This is a genomic window from Streptomyces sp. NPDC012474, assembly GCF_042955185.1.
GTDB lineage: Bacteria > Actinomycetota > Actinomycetes > Streptomycetales > Streptomycetaceae > Streptomyces > Streptomyces cahuitamycinicus.
Window position 1 is genome coordinate 884,171 of the sequence record NZ_JBIBEP010000001.1, and the last position, 18,899, is coordinate 903,069.

At 69.1% G+C, this 18,899-nt stretch carries 12 protein-coding genes; 3 read left to right on the top strand and 9 right to left on the bottom strand.

What is annotated here, in order from left to right; translation table 11 throughout:
* Positions 1-41: 41 nt before the first annotated feature.
* The 9 genes from eccD to ACFY9S_RS04000 all read right to left on the bottom strand — a co-directional run bounded on the left by eccD (position 42) and on the right by ACFY9S_RS04000 (position 8,275).
* Positions 42-1,424, bottom strand: coding sequence for a type VII secretion integral membrane protein EccD (gene eccD / locus ACFY9S_RS03960; RefSeq protein ID WP_391122467.1), 1,383 nt, complete (start codon positions 1,422-1,424; stop codon positions 42-44).
* A 16-nt stretch (positions 1,425-1,440) separates the two neighbouring features.
* On the bottom strand, positions 1,441-1,731 hold the full coding sequence (locus tag ACFY9S_RS03965; RefSeq protein ID WP_391122470.1) for a hypothetical protein: 291 nt from the start codon (positions 1,729-1,731) through the stop codon (positions 1,441-1,443).
* A gap of 59 nt (positions 1,732-1,790) precedes the next feature.
* Complete coding sequence (locus tag ACFY9S_RS03970) at positions 1,791-2,630, bottom strand: pentapeptide repeat-containing protein (protein WP_391122473.1); 840 nt, start codon at positions 2,628-2,630, stop codon at positions 1,791-1,793.
* A 198-nt stretch (positions 2,631-2,828) separates the two neighbouring features.
* Positions 2,829-3,845, bottom strand: coding sequence for a hypothetical protein (locus ACFY9S_RS03975; protein ID WP_391122476.1), 1,017 nt, complete (start codon positions 3,843-3,845; stop codon positions 2,829-2,831).
* Complete coding sequence (locus ACFY9S_RS03980; RefSeq protein ID WP_391122479.1) at positions 3,842-6,157, bottom strand: hypothetical protein; 2,316 nt, start codon at positions 6,155-6,157, stop codon at positions 3,842-3,844. Before ACFY9S_RS03980 ends, ACFY9S_RS03975 begins: the two co-directional genes overlap by 4 nt.
* The gene (locus ACFY9S_RS03985) at positions 6,154-6,546 is read right to left on the bottom strand and encodes a DUF6507 family protein (protein WP_391122482.1); all 393 of its coding nucleotides are present in this window, start codon (positions 6,544-6,546) and stop codon (positions 6,154-6,156) included. The genes ACFY9S_RS03980 and ACFY9S_RS03985 overlap by 4 nt, the downstream gene beginning before the upstream one ends.
* Positions 6,547-6,587: 41 nt before the next feature.
* Positions 6,588-6,899: a pore-forming ESAT-6 family protein gene (locus ACFY9S_RS03990; protein ID WP_391122485.1), complete on the bottom strand. Its 312-nt coding sequence runs from the start codon at positions 6,897-6,899 to the stop codon at positions 6,588-6,590.
* 151 nt (positions 6,900-7,050) lie between these two features.
* Positions 7,051-7,383, bottom strand: a complete 333-nt coding sequence (locus ACFY9S_RS03995) for a hypothetical protein (RefSeq protein ID WP_142164291.1) — start codon at positions 7,381-7,383, stop codon at positions 7,051-7,053.
* 436 nt (positions 7,384-7,819) lie between these two features.
* On the bottom strand, positions 7,820-8,275 hold the full coding sequence (locus ACFY9S_RS04000) for a hypothetical protein (RefSeq protein ID WP_391122489.1): 456 nt from the start codon (positions 8,273-8,275) through the stop codon (positions 7,820-7,822).
* A 551-nt stretch (positions 8,276-8,826) separates the two neighbouring features.
* Here ACFY9S_RS04000 and ACFY9S_RS04005 point away from each other — a divergent pair.
* From ACFY9S_RS04005 to ACFY9S_RS04015, 3 genes are all read left to right on the top strand, one after another.
* The gene (locus tag ACFY9S_RS04005; protein ID WP_391122492.1) at positions 8,827-10,014 is read left to right on the top strand and encodes a protein kinase; all 1,188 of its coding nucleotides are present in this window, start codon (positions 8,827-8,829) and stop codon (positions 10,012-10,014) included.
* A gap of 219 nt (positions 10,015-10,233) precedes the next feature.
* On the top strand, positions 10,234-13,248 hold the full coding sequence (locus ACFY9S_RS04010; protein WP_391122495.1) for an SNF2-related protein: 3,015 nt from the start codon (positions 10,234-10,236) through the stop codon (positions 13,246-13,248).
* Positions 13,245-18,845 (top strand): hypothetical protein, encoded by a 5,601-nt coding sequence (locus tag ACFY9S_RS04015; protein ID WP_391122498.1) that lies wholly within the window; start codon positions 13,245-13,247, stop codon positions 18,843-18,845. Before ACFY9S_RS04010 ends, ACFY9S_RS04015 begins: the two co-directional genes overlap by 4 nt.
* Positions 18,846-18,899 lie beyond the last annotated feature (54 nt).

The window sequence follows — 18,899 nt, forward strand, 5'->3', positions numbered from 1 at the left end:
CGCTGCCAGTCCCCGCCTCCTGCCACGCCGGTCACCCTGTCCTACGCGAAGGTGCCGAGCAGCCGCCCGTACACCCCGAACACCCCGATCACCAGCGGGAACAGGGTGATCACGGCCACGGACTCCAGCAGGTCACCGGCGCGCCGCAGCCGCACCCGCACATGCTCGGCCGGCTCCACGGCCAGCACCACCAGAGGTACGACGGCGAGGAGCCCGAGCACGGCGACAGGGCCTGAGGCGGCCGAGGCCCGGTCACCCCACACCACGGCGAGCCGCACCGCGACCATGGCGGCCGCCGCGAGCAGCACCACGACTTCGGCGGTGAGCGGAAAGGCCCGCGCCCGCAGGGCGAGCACCACCATGACGGTGATGCCGAGCGGCACGCTCCACACCGACACGGTGCCCAGGACGAGCACGCCGGCCGCACCCGCGGAGGCCGCGAGTACGACGGTGGCCAGCATCAGCCCGCGGTGGGTGGCCGCGAGTGCCGTGCCCACTCGGTACCGGCTGACCGACACCCCGCCTGTGCGACGGTCGTCCAGGCCGGTCAGTCCTGACGCCATCAGCGCCAGCCGCGGCAGCATCCCGAGGATGACGACGGAGACGACGGCGAGCAGCGCACCCACCCGAGCCTGCTGTGCGGCACTTTCTGCCCCACCCTGCAGCCCGAGAGCCGCTTCCCACGCCACAAGACAACCGGCAACAGCCCCGGCACCGATCAGCGCCCCACGTCCGAAGGGCGTGAACCACCCGGCGAGCAGCAGCGCGAGCGTCACGGCACCCGCGACACACGCCAGCCGCACTGCGCCGCCCCAGTCGTAGGCGTCGGCGCAGGTCCAGGCGCCCAGCACGGCCAGGGCCGCGGCCGTGACGATCAGGGTGGCGGCGAGCGCGTGCCGCCGGACCCGCCCGAGGAGGGCACCTGCCAGGGCGCCTGCCGCGGCAATGACGAGAAGCCCGGCGCCGACCGAGGACAGGGCGAAGGAGCCGCGGGCCAGGAACCCCGCGGCCAAGGCCCACAGGACGGTCGCGCACCCGGCGACGACACGCCGCGCCGAGGGCTGCCACCGCCAGGCCCGCACGCCGAGGTCGTCGGCGACTTCGTCGGTGACGTCATGGACGACGGGCGCGGAGGGGGCGTCCTCCGCCCGCACGAGCCGCAACACGGCCCCGTCGGCCACGCCCGCCGACTCCAGGGTGCTGTCGTGCGCGAGCGCGGAGCCGTCCGGTGTGACCAGATGCCGCAACTCGGGCCGGTCCCCTACGCGGTCGTCCAGAAGTCGCATGACCTCCGGCAGCAGAACCCCGACGGGCTCCCGCGAAGGCAGCACGAGATCGACCCGACGCCGCTCCCCGACCAGGGTGACCCGGCTGAGCGCCGTACGGCTGCTGGTCGCCGAACGACTCAAGGACCCCGTGGACATCACGCGTTCGAACCTATCACCGAGAGGAAGAGGCGGAAGGTGCGGCAGTGCTGGGGGAGTTGTGGCCTGAGGACGGCACAGACGTGCCGTACGGGCTCTTCCCGATGACCCTGTGCGACACGAACGACCACCCCACACACCCGGCACACACCACCGCCGCGATCACCACCCCGGCGAACATCTTCCCCACCCGCTCATCGAGCGACCGCCGCTGCCGCTGGGCACCGAAGAGGAGGGCGTCGCGGAGGCGACGGCGGCGGACGGAGACCGATTCGAGGAGCTGACTGTCGTAATCCTGCGCTGCCACGGCTGCCCGCTGCCCGCCTTTCGCTTTCAGTTTGTCGTGACCCGTGTCTGCTGGGCCGACTATGTATTGCCGTCCTTGAGTCCTTCGATGAAGGCGACTGCTTCCGCTTCGGTGATCTGCACATGGTCGTCTTCGTTGTGCCCCAGTGCGTAGAGCCGAAAGTACTCGGTCGGTTCCCAGCGCAGGTTTCTGGTGAATGCCTCGTCGTGTGCTACGCCGTTCACCAAGCGGCGTCTGACGATGCCCTGAGGGTTGCTGCGAGAGTAACCCTCACTGAACTTGGCGTAGTAGGCGATGTCACCAGAGCGTGGGCCGAGAACGCGTACTGTCGCCCCGCGGCTGTTCAGCCACTGCTCAAGGTCCGGCCCGCTCAACTCGTATTGCTCGCCGGCATGGTCGATGACCGCCGGGCCGAAGAGTGTGCCGGAGAGCCCTCGTACGACGGTGTGCTCGTCGAGCACCGCCTTCAAGGACGTCTCACGCACTGACGCGTTGGTGAGATCAGCACCCTCCAGCCTGACGTCGATCAGTGAAGCGCCATGGAGCTTCGCCGCCCGGAAGCGGGCCGACCGGGCATCGACTGCGTAGAGGCTGGTGCTCCCCAGGTCTGTTTCATCCAGAGTGGCACCACGCAGGGAGGCATCATCGAGTTCAGCCTTGACCAGCGACGCGCGGGAGAGGTCGGCTTCATCGAGGACAGCGCCTTCCAGATGGGCCCTGTACAGGTCTGTGCCGACGAGTGTGGCGCTTCGGAGGACCGTCTGGGCCAGAAGTGCCATGCCGAGGTCCGCACCTGACAGGTCCGCCCGGGACAGATCCAGCGCCGAAGCGTCAAGAAGGGAGTCCTCTTCATCGACCCACTCCCGCAGAACGGCAGCGGCTTCCGCATCGGGCGGCATCGTTCGGACGTTTCGCTTCACGTCCAAGTGACGTTTCACGCTCTTTCTGGTGGGCCGCCGAGTCATGTGCCGTCACCGCCCTGCGAGGGGAGGCACAGGGCGAGTTCCGCGCCCGCAAGCACCCGGACGATCTCGATCGGCTCGATGTTGGTCCTCATCGGGCGCTTGCTTCTGACAAAGCCAGCGGAGCCATGAGGGTCAGTACCGGCCTGAGAGTTCTTCGAGGGCATCCAAGGACGGTGCTACTTGAGGGATGTCCTCAAGAACAAGTCCGGTCTCCGGATGCGGTGGGCGCTGCGCTACCCAAGTCAGCGCCTCGAGAGCGCTGAGCCCCTGCCCACGGGCGGCCCGCAGGCGCAGTAGCCACTCGGCACCCACTTCGAATGCTCCCACTCCGGCAGCGGTCCGAGGCTCGTAGCCGGCAGCTTCGTCCCCCACTGAGGCCCAGACATATCCCATGGTCTGTCCTGCGCGTTGGACCGTGAAGTAACGCACTGGGTGGTCCGTGATCTCCTGGTACTCGTCCTCGGACGCCGGAATTCTGGACCGGAGCAGACGTGATCGTGCCGGGACCTCGAACGTACCCCAGGAGTCGTCGTAAGCAGGTCCCTCGATCCTCGGATCCTCGAAGCCCGTCTCCGTGGGCGTCGCGTGGCGGTTCGGATCGCCCGCCGTCGGAGCCATGCCCAGCAGGCTTGAGATTCCCCCCAACGCAGCGGTGAGCCGGGGTGCGTTCTCCGCGTAGACGCCGGGCTGCTCCCGGTCGCGAGTGTCCGTCGTCAACCATGCGTCGGCGTACGTTTCCAGCGTCACCACGAGCAGACTGCTCTTCCAGATATCCACCTGGATGACGAACAATTTCTCCGCCCGGTGTTTGGCTCCTGGTTCCAGCCAGTAGCCGGGGCATTCGATGCGAATGCCCACGACGAAATCTCCTTCGAGAGAATCCGCCTCGGTCACAGCACGCGACAGGGGCGTTCCAGGTGCCAACGGCTCCGGTTCCAGCTCCAGGCCATCGGCCCGGACACGCACATCCCGTGTGTCGTTCAGCGACCGGACCGAGACGCTGACCTTGCCCACTGGGGTCGCCAGTTCGTGCCCGGCCAGGACGGACCAGACCGCCAGTGCGGTCTCTGCGGCCCGCACGGTCCGGATCTCGCCGGTGCCTGGCGTGACTTCCCACGTCCAGTCACCGATTGGTACAGACGTGATCACAGCATGTCCTTGGGGTCGAGCTTGCTTCCTGGCGGGACGACGAGGGTTCCGTCCGCAAGGCGAATGACGAACGTGATGCCTTCGCCTTTCGGCCCGCGTCCACCATGGTGGATGTCCATGAGGGCATCGTAGGAGCCGTTGGACATCCACTCCGCGCGTGTCCCCCGGCCCCCGTCCACGAGGAGGATGTGATGGTCCGCTTCGGATTTCGCCAGCTGAAGCAAGTACTTGCCCCTCGTGATTTCGCTCACCGGGTCCTGTGGGTCGTTGAGATGCTTCATTTGGTACGCGTAGACGTCCCCGGACTCGTCGGCGATGCGAATGTCCATATCGGCGCCGGGTGGGTACTTCTGCTCGAAGTCGATGGTGTGCGCAGGAACGCCGCTCTTGACGAGGTCATCCGCGAAGACGAGCTGGTCGGCTCCCGGCTGGAACATTTGCGCTCTGTTCGCCCCCAAGGAGGATACGACTTGCCCGTACTCGTCGCTCAGATTGAACTGCCCGGAACCGATGATCTCGGCGATCCGTTGCCCGTCGGGTTCCGTGGCGAGCCTTTCCAGCACTCTGTCAAGGACGTTCGGCTTGGGCCTCTTCTTGCCCGGGATGCCCTTGACCGCGTCACGGACCCGTTGCTCAGCCTCACCGCCTCGAAGCATGGGCCGACTATCACCAACGGGCGACGACCCGTGCGGTGCAGCAGCAGGATTGCTGTCAGTCCCGCCATGGTTGCCGACAGGTCCGTTGCCGTGGCTCTGGCCGCCGGAGCCATTGTCTCCGGTGTCGCCGAGTCGGCCATCGGCGCCGCCATGCTCGGTCGTGTGTCCGCCGCCGGATTCGCCGGAGTGACCGGGCGTTTCGTGCGTAGCGTCTCCCGCTGCACCGTTTGTGCTGTCGGCATGGGCACCGGCCTGGGGCGGAAGGTTGTGTCCCGTGTGGGAGGTCGCTCCAGGGACCTGCGACGACGCGCTGACCCCGGCGAGCTCCCGTTCCCCCGCAGGCACCTGCTCCGGTGTGCCCTGGGCGGTGGTGGTGCGTTTCGGCATCGGACTATCGGTGACGATCTTGCCGTCCTTGAGGACGATGAATTCACCGTCCTTGAGGACGAGCACGGAGCGCCCGGTGTTGTCGGAGAACTCCAGAACGCTGTGCGGGGTGCGCAGTGCGGGCACGTTGTTGATGCCACGCAGGCTCTCGGTCACCTGGGCGATTCTCGGAACGGCATGCCCTGTCACCTTGACCGCGGCGCCGAGCGGGTCGATGACCTCGCCGACCTTCGCGACCGTGGCAGCGGTCTTGGCCGCCGCGCCGGCCTTGCCTGCCGAGGCGGCCTTGAGCGGGCCGACACCGAGGGTGAGTCCGTTGAAGACGACGGTGGCTGCGGCGCGGGAGGGGTTCTCTTCCCACATGTCCCAGGCGACGAAGCCCTTGGCGAACTCTTTGGCGTATCCCTTGCTCTCCTGGGCGAAGTCGGACGCGAAGATCCCGGTGGGTTTCTGGCCGCCGGACTCCATGAGGTAGGTCTCGGCCCCGACCACCGCCCGGACCAAGCCTTCCCAGGCCTGCCCGGCACTGTCGGAGCCGTGGAAGCCGACGAGGGTCGCGAGGCCGTCGATGGTGCCCCAGACGTTGTCGACGATGATGCCGTCCCAGAAGAAGCTTTTGGCGTAGTAGCCGAGGTCGTCCGGGTCCCACCAGTCGTGCGACTGGGTGACCGGTGTGCCCCAGGGGAGTTCCTTCGCCTGGTCCAGTACCTCGGCGCTGTAGCCGTAGAGCTCGGCACCACGGGGTATGAGCTGCTTGGCCCCGGTGTTCATCACGTACTGGGTGCCGCCGACCAGCGCGGTGATCTTGTTGTTGCAGGCGATCTCGGCAGCGGCGAACGCAGCTTGCGCGACGGCCACGTCATGCATCAGAGCCTGATGCTCCGAGACCTTGTCCGCGTCATCGGTCCAGTTCTCGTCAAAGGCGCCGTCGCTGGTCTTCAGCCCCGCCACAAAGGCGGATGCCTGGCTCTGCAGTGCCTCCAACCGCTTCGCGATCGGCGCGACTTCCGCCGCGTACGTCCGCAGCGCGTCGGCCACCGTGGCGACTTTGTCGCCGAACCTGTCGGAGGTGTCGCGCACGGGCGTGGTGGACGCGAAGAGGTCCTCCGCCTCCGGCGCCTGGTAGAAGGCCGACAGGCGCTGGAACTGCCGATGCGCCTCCCCGCCGGCCTGGCGGATGCCGTCCGCTTCTTTCCGCAGGGCGTCTGTGTGCTGCTCCAGCCGGCCGAGGTCACCGGTGAACAGCGGAATGGACTCCGGCTTGATCACAGGCGGCCGGCCTTCCAACCGCCCGGCATGTCGGGCCTGATCAGGCCGGCCGCCCGCCGCTGCACTTCCGCGGCCATCTCCAGGTCGCCGTCCCGGTACGCGACGGTGGCCTCCACTGCGCCGCCCACCGACTTGCCGACGCGCTCGCCGATGAACTTCAGCTCGTCAGCCGTGCCTTCCATGAACTCCGCGAGCGCTGCGGCCACCAACCCGGTCTGCCCCTTGTGTCCACCGCTCGCCCCACCCGGAGCGAGGGTCCCCGCCGAGGTGGCCGCGCCCTGCACGTCACCCGAGTACGCCTGGACAATCTCGTCCAGGACCTTCATGACGTCACTCACGTTCGAGACCACACTCTGAACCCCGGACGGCGAGATGTCCCACGCAGGCATGTGTCAGCCCCCCGTTCCCTTCCCCCTGTTACTGCCCGGTGTCAGCCGATGTTGTCGACGGCGGCCCGTGCCTTGGCCAAGGTCGTCTGCGCGGTCCCGTCGTTCTGCTCCATCGTCGTGCGCACCAGCCGGATGATCTCGCGGACCTCACCGGCGGCACGGTGCCAGCGGGCCTCCTTGCCGTGGTACTCGTCGGCGACGCCGTCCGCGGTGAAGTCGGCCATCGCGGCCTTCACGGCGCGGTCGCGGTCGGTCAGAACGCGCTCCAACTGCCCGATGACAGAGTGCAGGCTGATCTGCACCTCGCCGGAGGCGCCGGTGTCGTACGAACGGCGGTCCAGATTCTGGCCCATGGTCGGATTCCCCCTCGGAAACGGTGACAACGGTGACGGTGAAGGTGGCTACGGCGGACAGCGGACAGCGGACAGCGGACAGCGGACAGCGGACGGCGAACGGCCGACGGCGAACGGCCGACGAAAGCGCGGCTCCTGCGCTGCCCAGTGGTCAGCGCGCGCCGAAGCGAGCCGCGTCGAAGTTGGCGGCACCCATGTTCTGATGGGCGTTGTCCTCCAGCTCCACGTCACCGGTCCCGAACGCGGTGTCCATGCCGGACTGGCCGCCCAGGATCGCGCTCAGCGAACCGTTCAGCGCAGCCGTGATCTCGTCGGCGTTCAGCTTGAAGGTGTCGAACGCGGCCTTGCCCGCCCCGTTGAACTTCCCCTCCAGCGGCTCCGCCGCTTGGATCAGCCACTTGATCAGCGTGCCCAGATCCTCACTCGACCCGACGGTGCTCTTCCCGAGCTCCGACAGGGTCGTCGAACCCATGTCGAACTTCATACCCCTACCCCCGTAAGCGTGTTGCGCAGTGGCGCTACGCGATCACTGCAGCGTACTCATGCGGCACGTGTGACACACAGTTCGTCGAACATCTTTCCGCACCTCGCGTTGCAGGCGCAACGCAGATGAGTCTGAACTGGCTTGATCTCGTACGTGGATGGCCGTCGCCCGGAGCGCCGGGGACAGAACCCGGCGCACAGCCCGATTCGTCTGCCGCTCAGGGCCCTTCCAGCGAAATTGCGGGTCAGGGGCCTTTTCTCGTAGGTCGACGGGCTTCGCCGGACCCCGGTCCATACCGGTTCGAACAGGACCGCGCGGCTACGTACGCAGCCATGAAAGCAGCCGTGCCTGTGGGGCCGCAGGCGGGCGTCGTGGGGGTGCTTCTCGGCTGCATCAGCTCGCCGGTCACCTCATGCCGGAAGCCAGGGCTGCCCGTTCACCTTTCGGGACCGGCCTGGCGGGTCATGCGTTCAGGAGCAGGTCTCAGACTCAGCGGGGCGGGAGTTCGGGCCCCCTGCATCGTCGACCACAGCGTCACCGGCTCCACGCATTCCGCGAAGTCGGCGAACATGTCCAGATATTCGCCGGTCCACGAGACCCCCACCCTCCGGTCACGACGCAGAACGATCGCGCAGGGAGCGTCCTGGTTTTCCGCGATGTGGATGAACTCGTCCCCATCAGGGGACGACGTCCAGCCGTTTCGGGAGACCGAGAGCAGGGTCCATCCGTAGTAGTTCCCTCCGTAGCAAGGAAGGGTGCATCCCTCCCCTTCCTCCATGAGCAGCTCGACCAGGTCCCCCGCCTCTGACTGGAATTCGATCGAGTCGACCTCGGGAAGCCCGCGAGGGGCACGTACTTCCTCGTTCAGGAATCGGACGGACTCTGCTGTCAATCTCACTGGACGCTCCTTTCCGGGATGACGGATCAGTCGTCGACGTGCAGCAGGTAGGTGAAGAGAACAACCCTGCAGTTGGGGCACATCTCCCGAGGCACGCCATGACGATCCCATCCATACCCTGGGACCCACCTCGGACGTCGAGAGCTTCCTCGTGCGCCGGACGATCTGCCGGGTGCCGCCGAACAACCTGAACAGGATCTTCCAGGCCGTCCCCGCACAGTTCCCGCAGGGTCGCGCGGCTCAACGCGCTGGAGGACGTCGGCATCTCCGAGGGCAAGCTCGAACTGCGGCCGAGCTTCCGCCTCGCGCACCTGGCGGAGAGCGGCAACCGCGAGTTGCTGATTGGGACACTCACCTGGTTCCGGGATCGCTGGCAGGACCGAGACCCCGCCTGAGGCGCTAGGGCGGGGGCTCCGTCCGGTGTGAGCGCCACGCGGCTCGCACCGGCCCTCGCTTACACTTCCGGTGCGTGTCCCGGGCGGCGGAGCGGACGTCCGGCCGGGGGGCTAGGCAGCCGGGACCACACAGGGGGAGGCCCACAGCCCGTGGAGCCACTGAGGGAAGACGACCCGCGGAGCATCGGCGGATACACCCTGGTGTGCCGGCTCGGCGCGGGCGGGATGGGCCAGGTCTATCTCGGTGAGTCGGCCGCCGGTTTCCAGGTCGCCGTCAAGGTCATCAAGGCGTCGGTGCTCGATGAGGACGGCAGGGCGCGTTTCCTGCTCGAAGTGGACAGCCTCAAGACGGTGTACGGGCCGTTCATCGCGTCGTTCGTCGCGGCGGACGCCCACGCGGACAGGCCCTGGCTGGCGGTCGAGTTCGTCGCCGGTCCCGACCTGCTGACGTACGTGAGCGGGCACGGGCCGCTGCCGCTCGTCGAGACCGCCAGCCTCGGCGCGCTGCTCGCCGAGGGGCTCGGCACGGTGCACGAGGCCGGACTGCTGCACCGTGACCTCAAGCCGCAGAACATCCTCCTGTCCTCGTACGGCCCCAAGGTGATCGACTTCGGTCTGGCCGTGCTCGCGGAGCGGCGCTCCACGCTGACAGCGACCGGCGTGGTCGTCGGCTCGGTCCTGTGCATGCCGCCCGAGCAGGCTCGGGGCGAGCACCAGCTCGACCACCCGGCCGACGTCTACGCTCTCGGCGCCGTCCTGCTGTATACCGCCACCGGCCACTACCCCTACACCGGGCCCAGTTGGCAGGCGGTCGCGCTCAAGATCGAGGACCCGGCCACCCCGCCCGACCTGAGTGGCCTGCCGTCCGAGCTCGTGCCGCTGGTCTCCGCGATGCTCGCGCTCGACCCGGCCGACCGACCGACGCTGGAGCAGGTCACCCAGCGGTTGGTGGCCGTCATCGCCGACCGTGGCCTGACCGCTGCCCAGGCCAAGCGCCGGCTGACCGACCGCACCCCCGCTGTCGAACTGCCCGAGCCGTCCACGACGAATGACCTCCCGGAGGGGTGGACCGGCTACACACCGACCGTCGTGGACGTGGCATCGCGGGAGGACGACGAGGCGCCGTGGGGCGAGCGGTCCGACGCCGAGCACGATGCCGAACCGGACGACTACTGGTCCGCTGCCCCGTCCGATGCCCCGCCTGCCGAGGTTCCGGTGCCGTCGGCCGCTGCGGCGCCGGGAGACGCCGCCTCCGCGCGCACCGGCGTCCGTCCCTCCGCACCGCTGCGGATCGCCGAGCAGCTGCGGGCGGCCTACGCGCGGGAGGCGCGTTTCTGAACGGGCCCGTCCCCGAACGGCTCCGGCAGGCCCGTCCCACACGTGACCTGGCATATCGGCACAGCCCTCGCGCGCCGCGTGAAACACTTGCGGCGCACTGATCGCGACGCGTTCTCCACGTACCCAACGGCACGCACAAGGCATGTGCATGCGGGGTGACCCAGCCGACGACGGCGGGACCGGCAGCGCGGCGGGCGGTAAAAAGGCGGGGCGTACGGCATGACGACGGCAGGGACGATGGAGGGGCCACCGGTGGCACAGCAGGGGGAGACCCGGTATCCGCCCGGCGCGCAGATTCTCGTACGGGACGAGGAGTGGCTGGTCAGGACCGCTGTCCGGGCCGGGCACCCGGACGACGGCGACCAGATCGAGGCGATCGGTGTCTCGGAGTTCGTCCGGGACGAGGAGGCCGTCTTCTTCACCGGGATCGACAAGGTCGAGCTTCTGGAGCCGGAGAAGACGCTTCTGGTGCCCGACACCTCCTCCTACTTCCGCCGGGGCCGGCTGTTCCTCGAAGCGGTTCTGCGCAAGACGCCGCTGCCGCAGTCCGAGCGCGGTCTCGCCCTGACCGACAGTTTCCTGCTGGACCCTCTTCCCTACCAGCAGCGCCCGGCGGAACTCGCCCTCTCGATGCGCAACCTCCGTCCGCGCATCCTGATCGCCGACGTCGTCGGCCTGGGCAAGACGCTGGAGATCGGGCTGACCCTCGCCGAGCTGATCCGGCGCGGCCGGGGCGAGCGCATCCTGGTGGTCACCCCGCAGAGCGTTCTCGAACAGTTCCAGCACGAGCTGTGGACCCGGTTCTCGATTCCGCTGGTGCGGCTCGACTCCCTGGGCATCCAGCGCATCCAGCGGGAGATCCCCGCCGGCCGCAACCCCTTCACGCACTACAAGCGCGTCATCATCTCCGTCGACACGCTGAAGAACATCGGCCAGTACCGGCACCACCTGGAGCGCATCCAGTGGGACGCGGTCGTCATCGACGAGTCGCACAACCTGATCAACCAGGGCAGTCAGCGCCGCGCCCTCGCCGAGACCCTCGCCCCGCGCACGGACGCCCTGCTGCTGGCCAGCGCCACCCCGCACAACGGTGACAAGCGGTCCTTCGCCGATCTCATCACCCTCCTCGACCCGGCGGCGATCGCCGACCCGGACCACTACGACCCGGCCGCCGACCTCGGCCATCTCTTCATCCGCCGAACGAAGATCAGCCCCGAGGTCCGCAACGGCATCGGCACCGAGTGGGCGGACCGGGCCCCCACCAGGTCCCTGCACTGCGCCGCCACCGAGGCCGAGGAGAGGATCTTCGCGGAGCTGACCGAGCACTGGCTGCCCGCGCCGTCCGGCAGCACCGAGTTCGGCACGGCGGACCAGGACCCGGGCGGCTCGGTGAGCACCGACCCGCTGTTCGCGTACAACGTCCTGAAGACGTTCCTGTCGTCCCATGTCGCTCTCGCCGAGACGGTCACCCGCCGTATCGCCGCACTGGAGGAGCGGGTGCGCAAGGCCGGGGAGAAGGGCCTGCGCCCTGACCCGGCGATCGGCCCGGAACAGGCCGCCCTGGCCCGCCTGCGCGCCCTCACCGCTTCCATGGGCGACGGCACGGCGCAGGGCGACTCCGCCAAACTGGACACGCTGATCGAGCAGTTGAGGGAGATCGGGGTGGGCCCGCGCAGCGCCACCCGCGTCGTCGTCTTCTCCGAGCGGGTGCCCACCCTCAAGTGGCTGGCGAAGGTGGTGCCCCCACGGCTCGGCTTCCGCGCCGACAAGGACGGGGACGTGAAGGCCGTACGGGTCATGCACGGCGGCCTGAGCGAGGAGGAGCAGCGGCTGTGCCGGGAGGCGTTCGGCCTCGCGGGCGACCCGGTGCGGCTGCTGTTCACCGGCGACGTCGCCTCCGAGGGCGTCAACCTGCACCGCCAGTGCCACCAGCTCATCCACTACGACATCCCGTGGTCCCTGATCCGCATCGAGCAGCGCAACGGCCGTATCGACCGATACGGGCAGCGCCACGAGCCGCAGTTCCGGGCGCTGATCCTCACCTCCTCCCAGCCTGGCGCGAAGGACGACCGGACCGTCGCCGAGAAGCTCCTCGCGCGCGAGGAGGAGGCCCACAAGCTGAACGGCACCGCCGAGGCGGAGACCGGCTACTACCGGGCCGACGAGGAGGAGCGGCGCCTGATCCGGGAGCTGGTCGAGGGAGGCACCGTCGAGGACTTCCTCGCCTCCGCGCCCGCCGCCGACGACACCGACCTCGCCGGGCTCTTCGGACAGGTCGACACCATCACCGAGGAGGAGCTGCCGCCGCGCGCGGAGGTCCCCTCGCTGTTCGGCGGTGACACGGCGGCGTTCGTGAACACCGCGTTCGCGGAGCTGTACGCGGACCGGGCGGAGGACGCCATCGGCCTCTCGTACGCCGAGGACGCGAAGCGGCGCCCCTCATTCTCCCTCTCCCCGGACAAGGCGCCCGACCTGCTGCGCCGACTCAAGGCGCTCCCGCCGTCCTACCTCAAGGAGCAGGGCGTCGCCGAGCGCATGATCCTCACCTTCGACCGGGAACTGGCGCAGGACAAGCTGACAGAGGCGCGTGAGGCCACGGACTCCATGTGGCCCACCGTCTCACACCTGAGCGACATCCACCCGGTGGTGGAGTGGCTCACCGACAAGGTCCTGGTGCAGTTCGGGCGGCAGGAGGCCCCGGTCATCACCTCGCCCCATGTCACCCGCCCCACCTTCCTCATCCAGGGCATCTACTCCAACGCGCTGGGCCGCCCCACCGTCGTGCGCTGGATGGCCGTCAGCTCCGAGCCCGGCGCCCCCGTCGAGCCGATGACCGACGCCCTGGCAGCGGCCCGTGTGGGTCCCGCGCTCGCCCGTACCGGCGGCCCCCGCGATCTCGCCCACCTCCAGTCGCTGGTCCCGGCGGCGGTGGCGGCGGCACGCGACCACCTGGAGAAGTACAAGGCCGAGTGGGCGGAGCAGATCAGCGGCCCGCTCACCGAGTACCGCGACCGGCTTAAGGAGTGGCGTCAGGATTCCCTGCCCGGCGCGAGTGCCCGGCGGGAGCGGCAGATCGAGGAGACCGCCGACGAACAGGCGCATCTGCTGGAGCAGTTGAACACCACGGGCCTGCCGCTGCTGCGGGTCCTGGCGGTCCTGGACAAACCGGCGCCCGACGGCGCGCTGCCGGAGGCACCCGGTGGCGAAGAGTGCGGAGAGGGAGAACCGACGTGACGTACGACTCGCTGGTCAACCACGGCGACTACCTCTCGGCGCACTACCTCGCCGAGGTCCTGCCGAAGGACCTGAAGGCCAAGGACGGTCTCCTCGCGCGCTGGGCGACGGCCGAGGACGCCGCGCGCCGCGCCCACTCCGCCGCCGTGGCCGCGGCGAAGGCGGCGGGCGCCGACCCGGCCACCGTCCCGCCCCGCGCCCGCACGCCCCGCGAGGGCCTGCGCGCCCTGCACGGCCCCTACTTCGCGGGCCGCGCCGACTTCGCGCAGGACGCCGCCGCCCTCGCCGAACCGGACGCGCCCGTCCCCGCCGACTGGCCCAAGCGCCTCACCGACCTCCACCTGGCCACTCTCCGCGCTCTCGGTTACGGCGACGCCCACGAGCAGACCGTGACCGTCCACCGCGCCGGGCACGAGTACAGCGTCCAGGCCGCGCACGCCGAGCCGGGCCTGATCGCGGTCTCCTGCGGCTGGACCGCCGAACCCGACGCCGCCCTCGACCCGGACGGCGCGGGCCGCCTGCTGCACCCGGTGGCGCTGGAGGCGTCCGGCCGCCTCACCGACGCCAAGGCGGTCACCGACTTCCTCTTCGAGGGCGAGGAGCCGCCGCGTTATGTCCTTCTCCTCGCCGGTGGTGTCATCGTCCTCGCGGACCGGCTCGCCTGGCACGAGGGCCGCTATCTCGCCGCCGACCTGGACGCCGCGCTCAACCGCCGCGACGACCGCAACGGAGGCGAACTCGACACTCTGGCCGCCCTGTTCGGCGCGGACTCGCTGCGCGTGCCCGAGGAGGGTGGCGCCGCGCCGCTCGCCGGATTCGTCGACAAGTCCGGCAAGCACGCCGTCGGCGTCTCCACCGAGCTGCGGGAGGGGTTGCGGCTGTCCGTCGAGTGGATCGCCAACGAGGTCCTGGCCCGCCTCCGCTCGCCCGAGAACGGCGTCACCCCGCAGCAGCTCGACGACCCGGCGCGCCTCGCCAAGGAACTCAGCCGCGAGTCGCTGCGCTACCTCTACCGCATCCTGTTCCTGCTGTACGCGGAGGCCCAGCCCGCGCTCGGCATCCTGCCCGCCGACTATCCGGAGTACGCGCGCGGCTACGGCCTCCAGCGCCTCGGCGACCTCGTCGTACGCGACCTGGTCGGCGAGCGCTCCCGCCGTGGCTTCCACCTGTACGAGTCCCTCGACCTCCTCTTCCGGAAGGTCGAGGAGGGCCACCGGGAGTACGGCAGCGAGCCCGAGGACCTGATCGCGGAGGAGGCCGACCGGGCCGCGACGAAGGCGGAGCAGGAGGCCGCCGCACAGCTCGCCGCCGGAGCCGTCACCCAGGCCGAGTACACCGACCTGATCCGCGAGGCCGACCGCGCCCGCCGCGCCGCCGCCCGCAGCGCCGACGTGGGCCTGCGCTTCGAGCCGCTGAAGTCGGAACTGTTCCAGAAGGACGCCGTACGCCTCATCTCGTCGGGCCTCATCGAGAACCCCTCCTACGAGGGGGAAGCCGAGGGTGCGGACGAGGGTGAGAGCGGGGGCCCGAAGCGCGGCGAGTTCCTGGACACGCGGCTGCGCAACGAGACCCTGCACAAGGTGCTGCGCCGCCTGATGCTCACCAAGGGCAAGGGGCGCGAGCGCGGCGGCTTCATCTCGTACGCCCAGCTCGGCATCAACCAACTGGGCGCCGTCTACGAGGGGTTGATGTCGTACTCCGGCTTCATCGCCGAGGAGGACCTGTACGAGGTCGCCAAGGGCGGGGACGCGTCCGGCGGCAGCTGGATGATCCCGGCCTCGCGGGTCCAGGACTATTCGGAGTCGGTGTTCGTCGAGCGCGCCCACGAGGAGACCGGCCGGCCGGTCCGGGTGGTCCACCCGAAGGGCTCGTTCGTCTACCGCCTGGCGGGCCGCGACCGCCAGACCTCGGCCTCGTACTACACCCCGAAGTCCCTCACCGAGGTCACCGTCGAACTGGCCCTCAAGCACCGCCTGGACCAGGACGGCACCACCACCCCGGCGCGCGAGCTCCTGGAGTGGAAGATCTGCGAGCCGGCGCTCGGCTCGGGCGCGTTTCTCAACGAGGCCATCGACCAGGTGGCGGCGGAGTACCTGCGGCGCCGCGAGACCGAGTTGGCGCCTCGCCGTGTCGACGCCGAGCAGCGCCAGATCGAACTCCAGAAGGTCAAGGCGTACATCGCCCTCCACAACGCGTACGGCGTCGACCTGAACGCCACCGCCGTGGAGCTGGCGGAGGTGTCCCTCTGGCTCAACTCCATGCACCCCGGCATGCGGGCCCCCTGGTTCGGTCTGCACCTGCGGCGCGGCAACTCGCTCATCGGGGCCGGGCGGAAGGTGTACGGGGCGGGGGCGCTGCCGGACGGCGACTGGCTGTCCAAGAAGGCGCCGCTGCCGCCCACCGAACTCCCCTTCCGCGCGGGGCCGTTGCCCGAAGGCTCCGTCCACCACTTCCTCCTCCCGGCGATCGGCTGGGGCGCGGTCGCCGCCGAACCGGAGGCGAAGAAGCTCGCGGAGGAGCAGGCGAAGGCGCTGGGGCGGTGGCGCAGAGGCATCCAGCGGGCACCGAAGGCCTACAAGCCCTTCGAGGAGCAGGAAGAGGAGCCGAGGGAGAAGCGGCAGAAACGGTACGACCGCTGGGCCAAGGCGGCGGAGAAGACGGAGATGTGGCGCGTCCAACGCGTCGCCCGCCGGGCCGAGTTCCTCTGGAGCCTGGTCGCCAAGCGCCTGGAACTCTCGGAGCGGAAGGTGTCCCGGCGCATCGACGTCTGGGGCGCCGACTGGCTCGAACCGTCCGCCGAGGCGACCGACAAGCAGAAGGTCCTCGACGACCTGACCGCCCTCGGCACACCGTACTGGCGGCTGAAGACCGTCATGGACGCCTGGTGTGCGCTCTGGTTCTGGCCGCTGGACAAGGTGGCCGACCTGGACGGTACGAGTCCGGGCTATCCGGTGGGCGGCGTTGTCGTCCGCGAGGAGCAGGTGCCGGCGCTGCTGTCGGGGGCGGCGCCGGTCGCGCCCACGGAGGCACCTGTGCCGACCGGGCCCGCACCGGGGGACCTCGCCTGGCAGGCGGCGGGGCTCTTCGACGATCCGGACGGTGAGCAGGGGGAGTTGGGGGAGCTGAACGCCCTCGCCGCCGAGGGGGGGAAGGGCCTGGAGAACCGTGTGCGCCGGGCCGGCGAGTCGGGCGGGCGCAAGTCGCAGATCGGCGGGGACAGATGGCGTGAGGTCATCCCGCTGAAGACGTTCGCTGACTGGCTGGACTTCCTGGAGGCGACGCTCGGCACGAACGACGCGGACGGGTCCTTCCTGGACGGCCTCGACGACCTCCCCGTGGACGAGGCGCTGCCCATCCTGGAGGACTTCGAGCGCGACATGGACGGTGCGCTGGGGATGGACCGCGCGTTCAACCTCCGGTCGCGGTTCCCGTGGCTCCACGTGGTGGAGGACATCGCGGGCACCACCGAGAAGGACATAAAGGCGGAGGACGGGCACGGGTTCTTTCACTGGGAGCTGCACTTCGCGCACGTTTTTCGGGGGCCTGGTGGGGGGTTCGACCTTCAGGTGGGGAATCCGCCTTGGGTCAGGCCGCGCTGGGAGGAGAACCCGCTCCTCGCCGAGTACGAACCGTGGTTCATGCTCACGGAGAAGCCGACCCAGGCCGAAAGGTCGCGGCGGCGCGGCGGGCTGCTGGAGGCGGAGCCGGTACGGCGTACCGTGCTGGCCGAACTGGCCGCCCACAGCGGCCTAGGCGCGATGCTCGGTTCGGGGCAGATGTATCCGTTGCTCAGGGGTACCCAGCCGGACCTCTACCGGGCGTTCATGTGCCGCACTTGGGAGCATGTGGCGGGCAACGGAACCGTGGGACTGATCCACCCTGGCTCGCACTTCAGCGGCGACAGGGAAGCGCGGCTGCGCGAGGCCGCGTACACGAGGTTGCGGGTCCATGGTGACTTCGTGAATCAGGGAAACCGCTTCTTCCCACCGCCCGTTGGCCACGCCAGTCATTTCGGCGTGCACATCTATGGCCAAGAGAGCGAGATCGGCTTCGACCACCTGTCGTGGCTGGTTTCCGTGGACGCGCTGAGGCAGTCGGAGCACGATGACGGCACGGCTCCCGACCCCGGTATCAGGTACGGCGGTAGCTGGGATGAACGGCCGCACCGCAAGCGGATCGTCCACGTGGACGAAGAGACGCTGGCCCGCTGGCAGCGCCTGACAGGGGACGAGGGCCAGCCGGTACGGCAGGGGCGGTTGCTGTCGCCAGTGAGCACGGCCGAGGCGCAGGCAATTGAGGCGCTGGCGGATTACTCGCTGCGGCTCGCGGACCTCGACCCGCAGATCACCAGTGGCTACCACGAGAGCGGTGCCAAGGCGATCGACCTCATCGATTACAACGTGCCGGACGCGACTGGTGCCGTGCATCACCCGTCCGACTGGTCCGAGGTAATCCTCAAGGGGCCTCAACTCGGCCTGGCGAACCCGATGTTCAAGCAGCCGAGTCAGGGCGCGGGCGAAGTCCTGGGCCTCAACCCGATGACGCTTGCGGATGACGCGGTGCCCGAGTCCGAGTATGTCTACGTGGCGGAGAAGGCCGTCTACCGCGCGGCGCAGGACAAGTGGAGCGACGGTCGGACCCTGGACCAGCTGAAGGCTTCGGAGCGCGAGGTGGCGAAGGCGCGGCTTGCTGTCGCCGTCGCTCGGGAGATCGCGCCGGAGGAAGTTACGGAGGAGGAGGTCGAGGGGCAGTTGGTGGGGCGGTTGCGGCGGCCCTATACGGAGTTCTATCGGATGGCGTGGCGAAAAATGATCGCGCCCGACACAGAACGCGCCCTGTACGTAGCACTGCTGCCTCCGGGGCCTTCACATATTGATGCTGTGCGCAGCGGCGTCGTAGCCGACACGCGAGCCACGGTGTTGACAGCGGGGTTCTGGTCGTCGATTCCGGTGGACTACTTGCTTCGTACGGTGCGGGTGAGGAACCTCGATGTGGCGCCCGCGAGCCGACTGCCCGCGCCCTCCGCCGACCACCCTCTCGCGGCAGCTCTGCTGTTGCGCACGCTGAGGCTCAACTGCCTCACCAGTGCCTACGCTGACCTGTGGCAGGACCTCTACGACGTAACGTGGCCTGGCTATGAACCTTGGGCCGTCGACTGGCCCGGAGTTGCCGCCCTCCATGATGTCGGCCCGACTTGGGAGCGGCTGACGCCGCTGCGTACCGAGCAAGCACGCCGAGCAGCCTTGGTGGAGATTGATGCCCTAGTAGCAGTCTGGCTGGGTGTGGAGGCCGACGCTCTTGTGGCCATGTACAAGTCCCGTTTTCCGATCATGCAGGACTTCGACGCCGTCACATGGTTCGACGCGAAGGAACGCAAGATCGCAGGGGCCCGGCACACCTTCGGCTTCGGCCAGACCAAGGAGCACTACGACCAGCTCCTCGCCTACCAGAAGCGCGAGCGCTCCACGCCCCCCGAGGGTTACACCGCCCCCTTCTACAAGGCCAACCGTGAAGAGGAGATGCGAGTCGCGCACGCCTACTTCTCGGAGCGGCTCCGGCAGGCGGTCGAGAAGCGGGAGCGGAACCTCAACTCGTAAGCAAAACGCCCCGTTCCGGGTGGGTCCGGAGCGGGGGCGCCTGCGTTACGGAGG

Coding starts and splice junctions, on each gene's coding strand:
- eccD (WP_391122467.1), bottom strand. CDS start 1,424: ATGTCCACGGGGTCCTTGAGTCGTTCGGCGACCAGCAGCCGTACGGCG.
- ACFY9S_RS03970 (WP_391122473.1), bottom strand. CDS start 2,630: ATGCCGCCCGATGCGGAAGCCGCTGCCGTTCTGCGGGAGTGGGTCGAT.
- ACFY9S_RS03985 (WP_391122482.1), bottom strand. CDS start 6,546: ATGCCTGCGTGGGACATCTCGCCGTCCGGGGTTCAGAGTGTGGTCTCG.
- ACFY9S_RS03990 (WP_391122485.1), bottom strand. CDS start 6,899: ATGGGCCAGAATCTGGACCGCCGTTCGTACGACACCGGCGCCTCCGGC.
- ACFY9S_RS03995 (WP_142164291.1), bottom strand. CDS start 7,383: ATGAAGTTCGACATGGGTTCGACGACCCTGTCGGAGCTCGGGAAGAGC.
- ACFY9S_RS04010 (WP_391122495.1), top strand. CDS start 10,234: ATGACGACGGCAGGGACGATGGAGGGGCCACCGGTGGCACAGCAGGGG.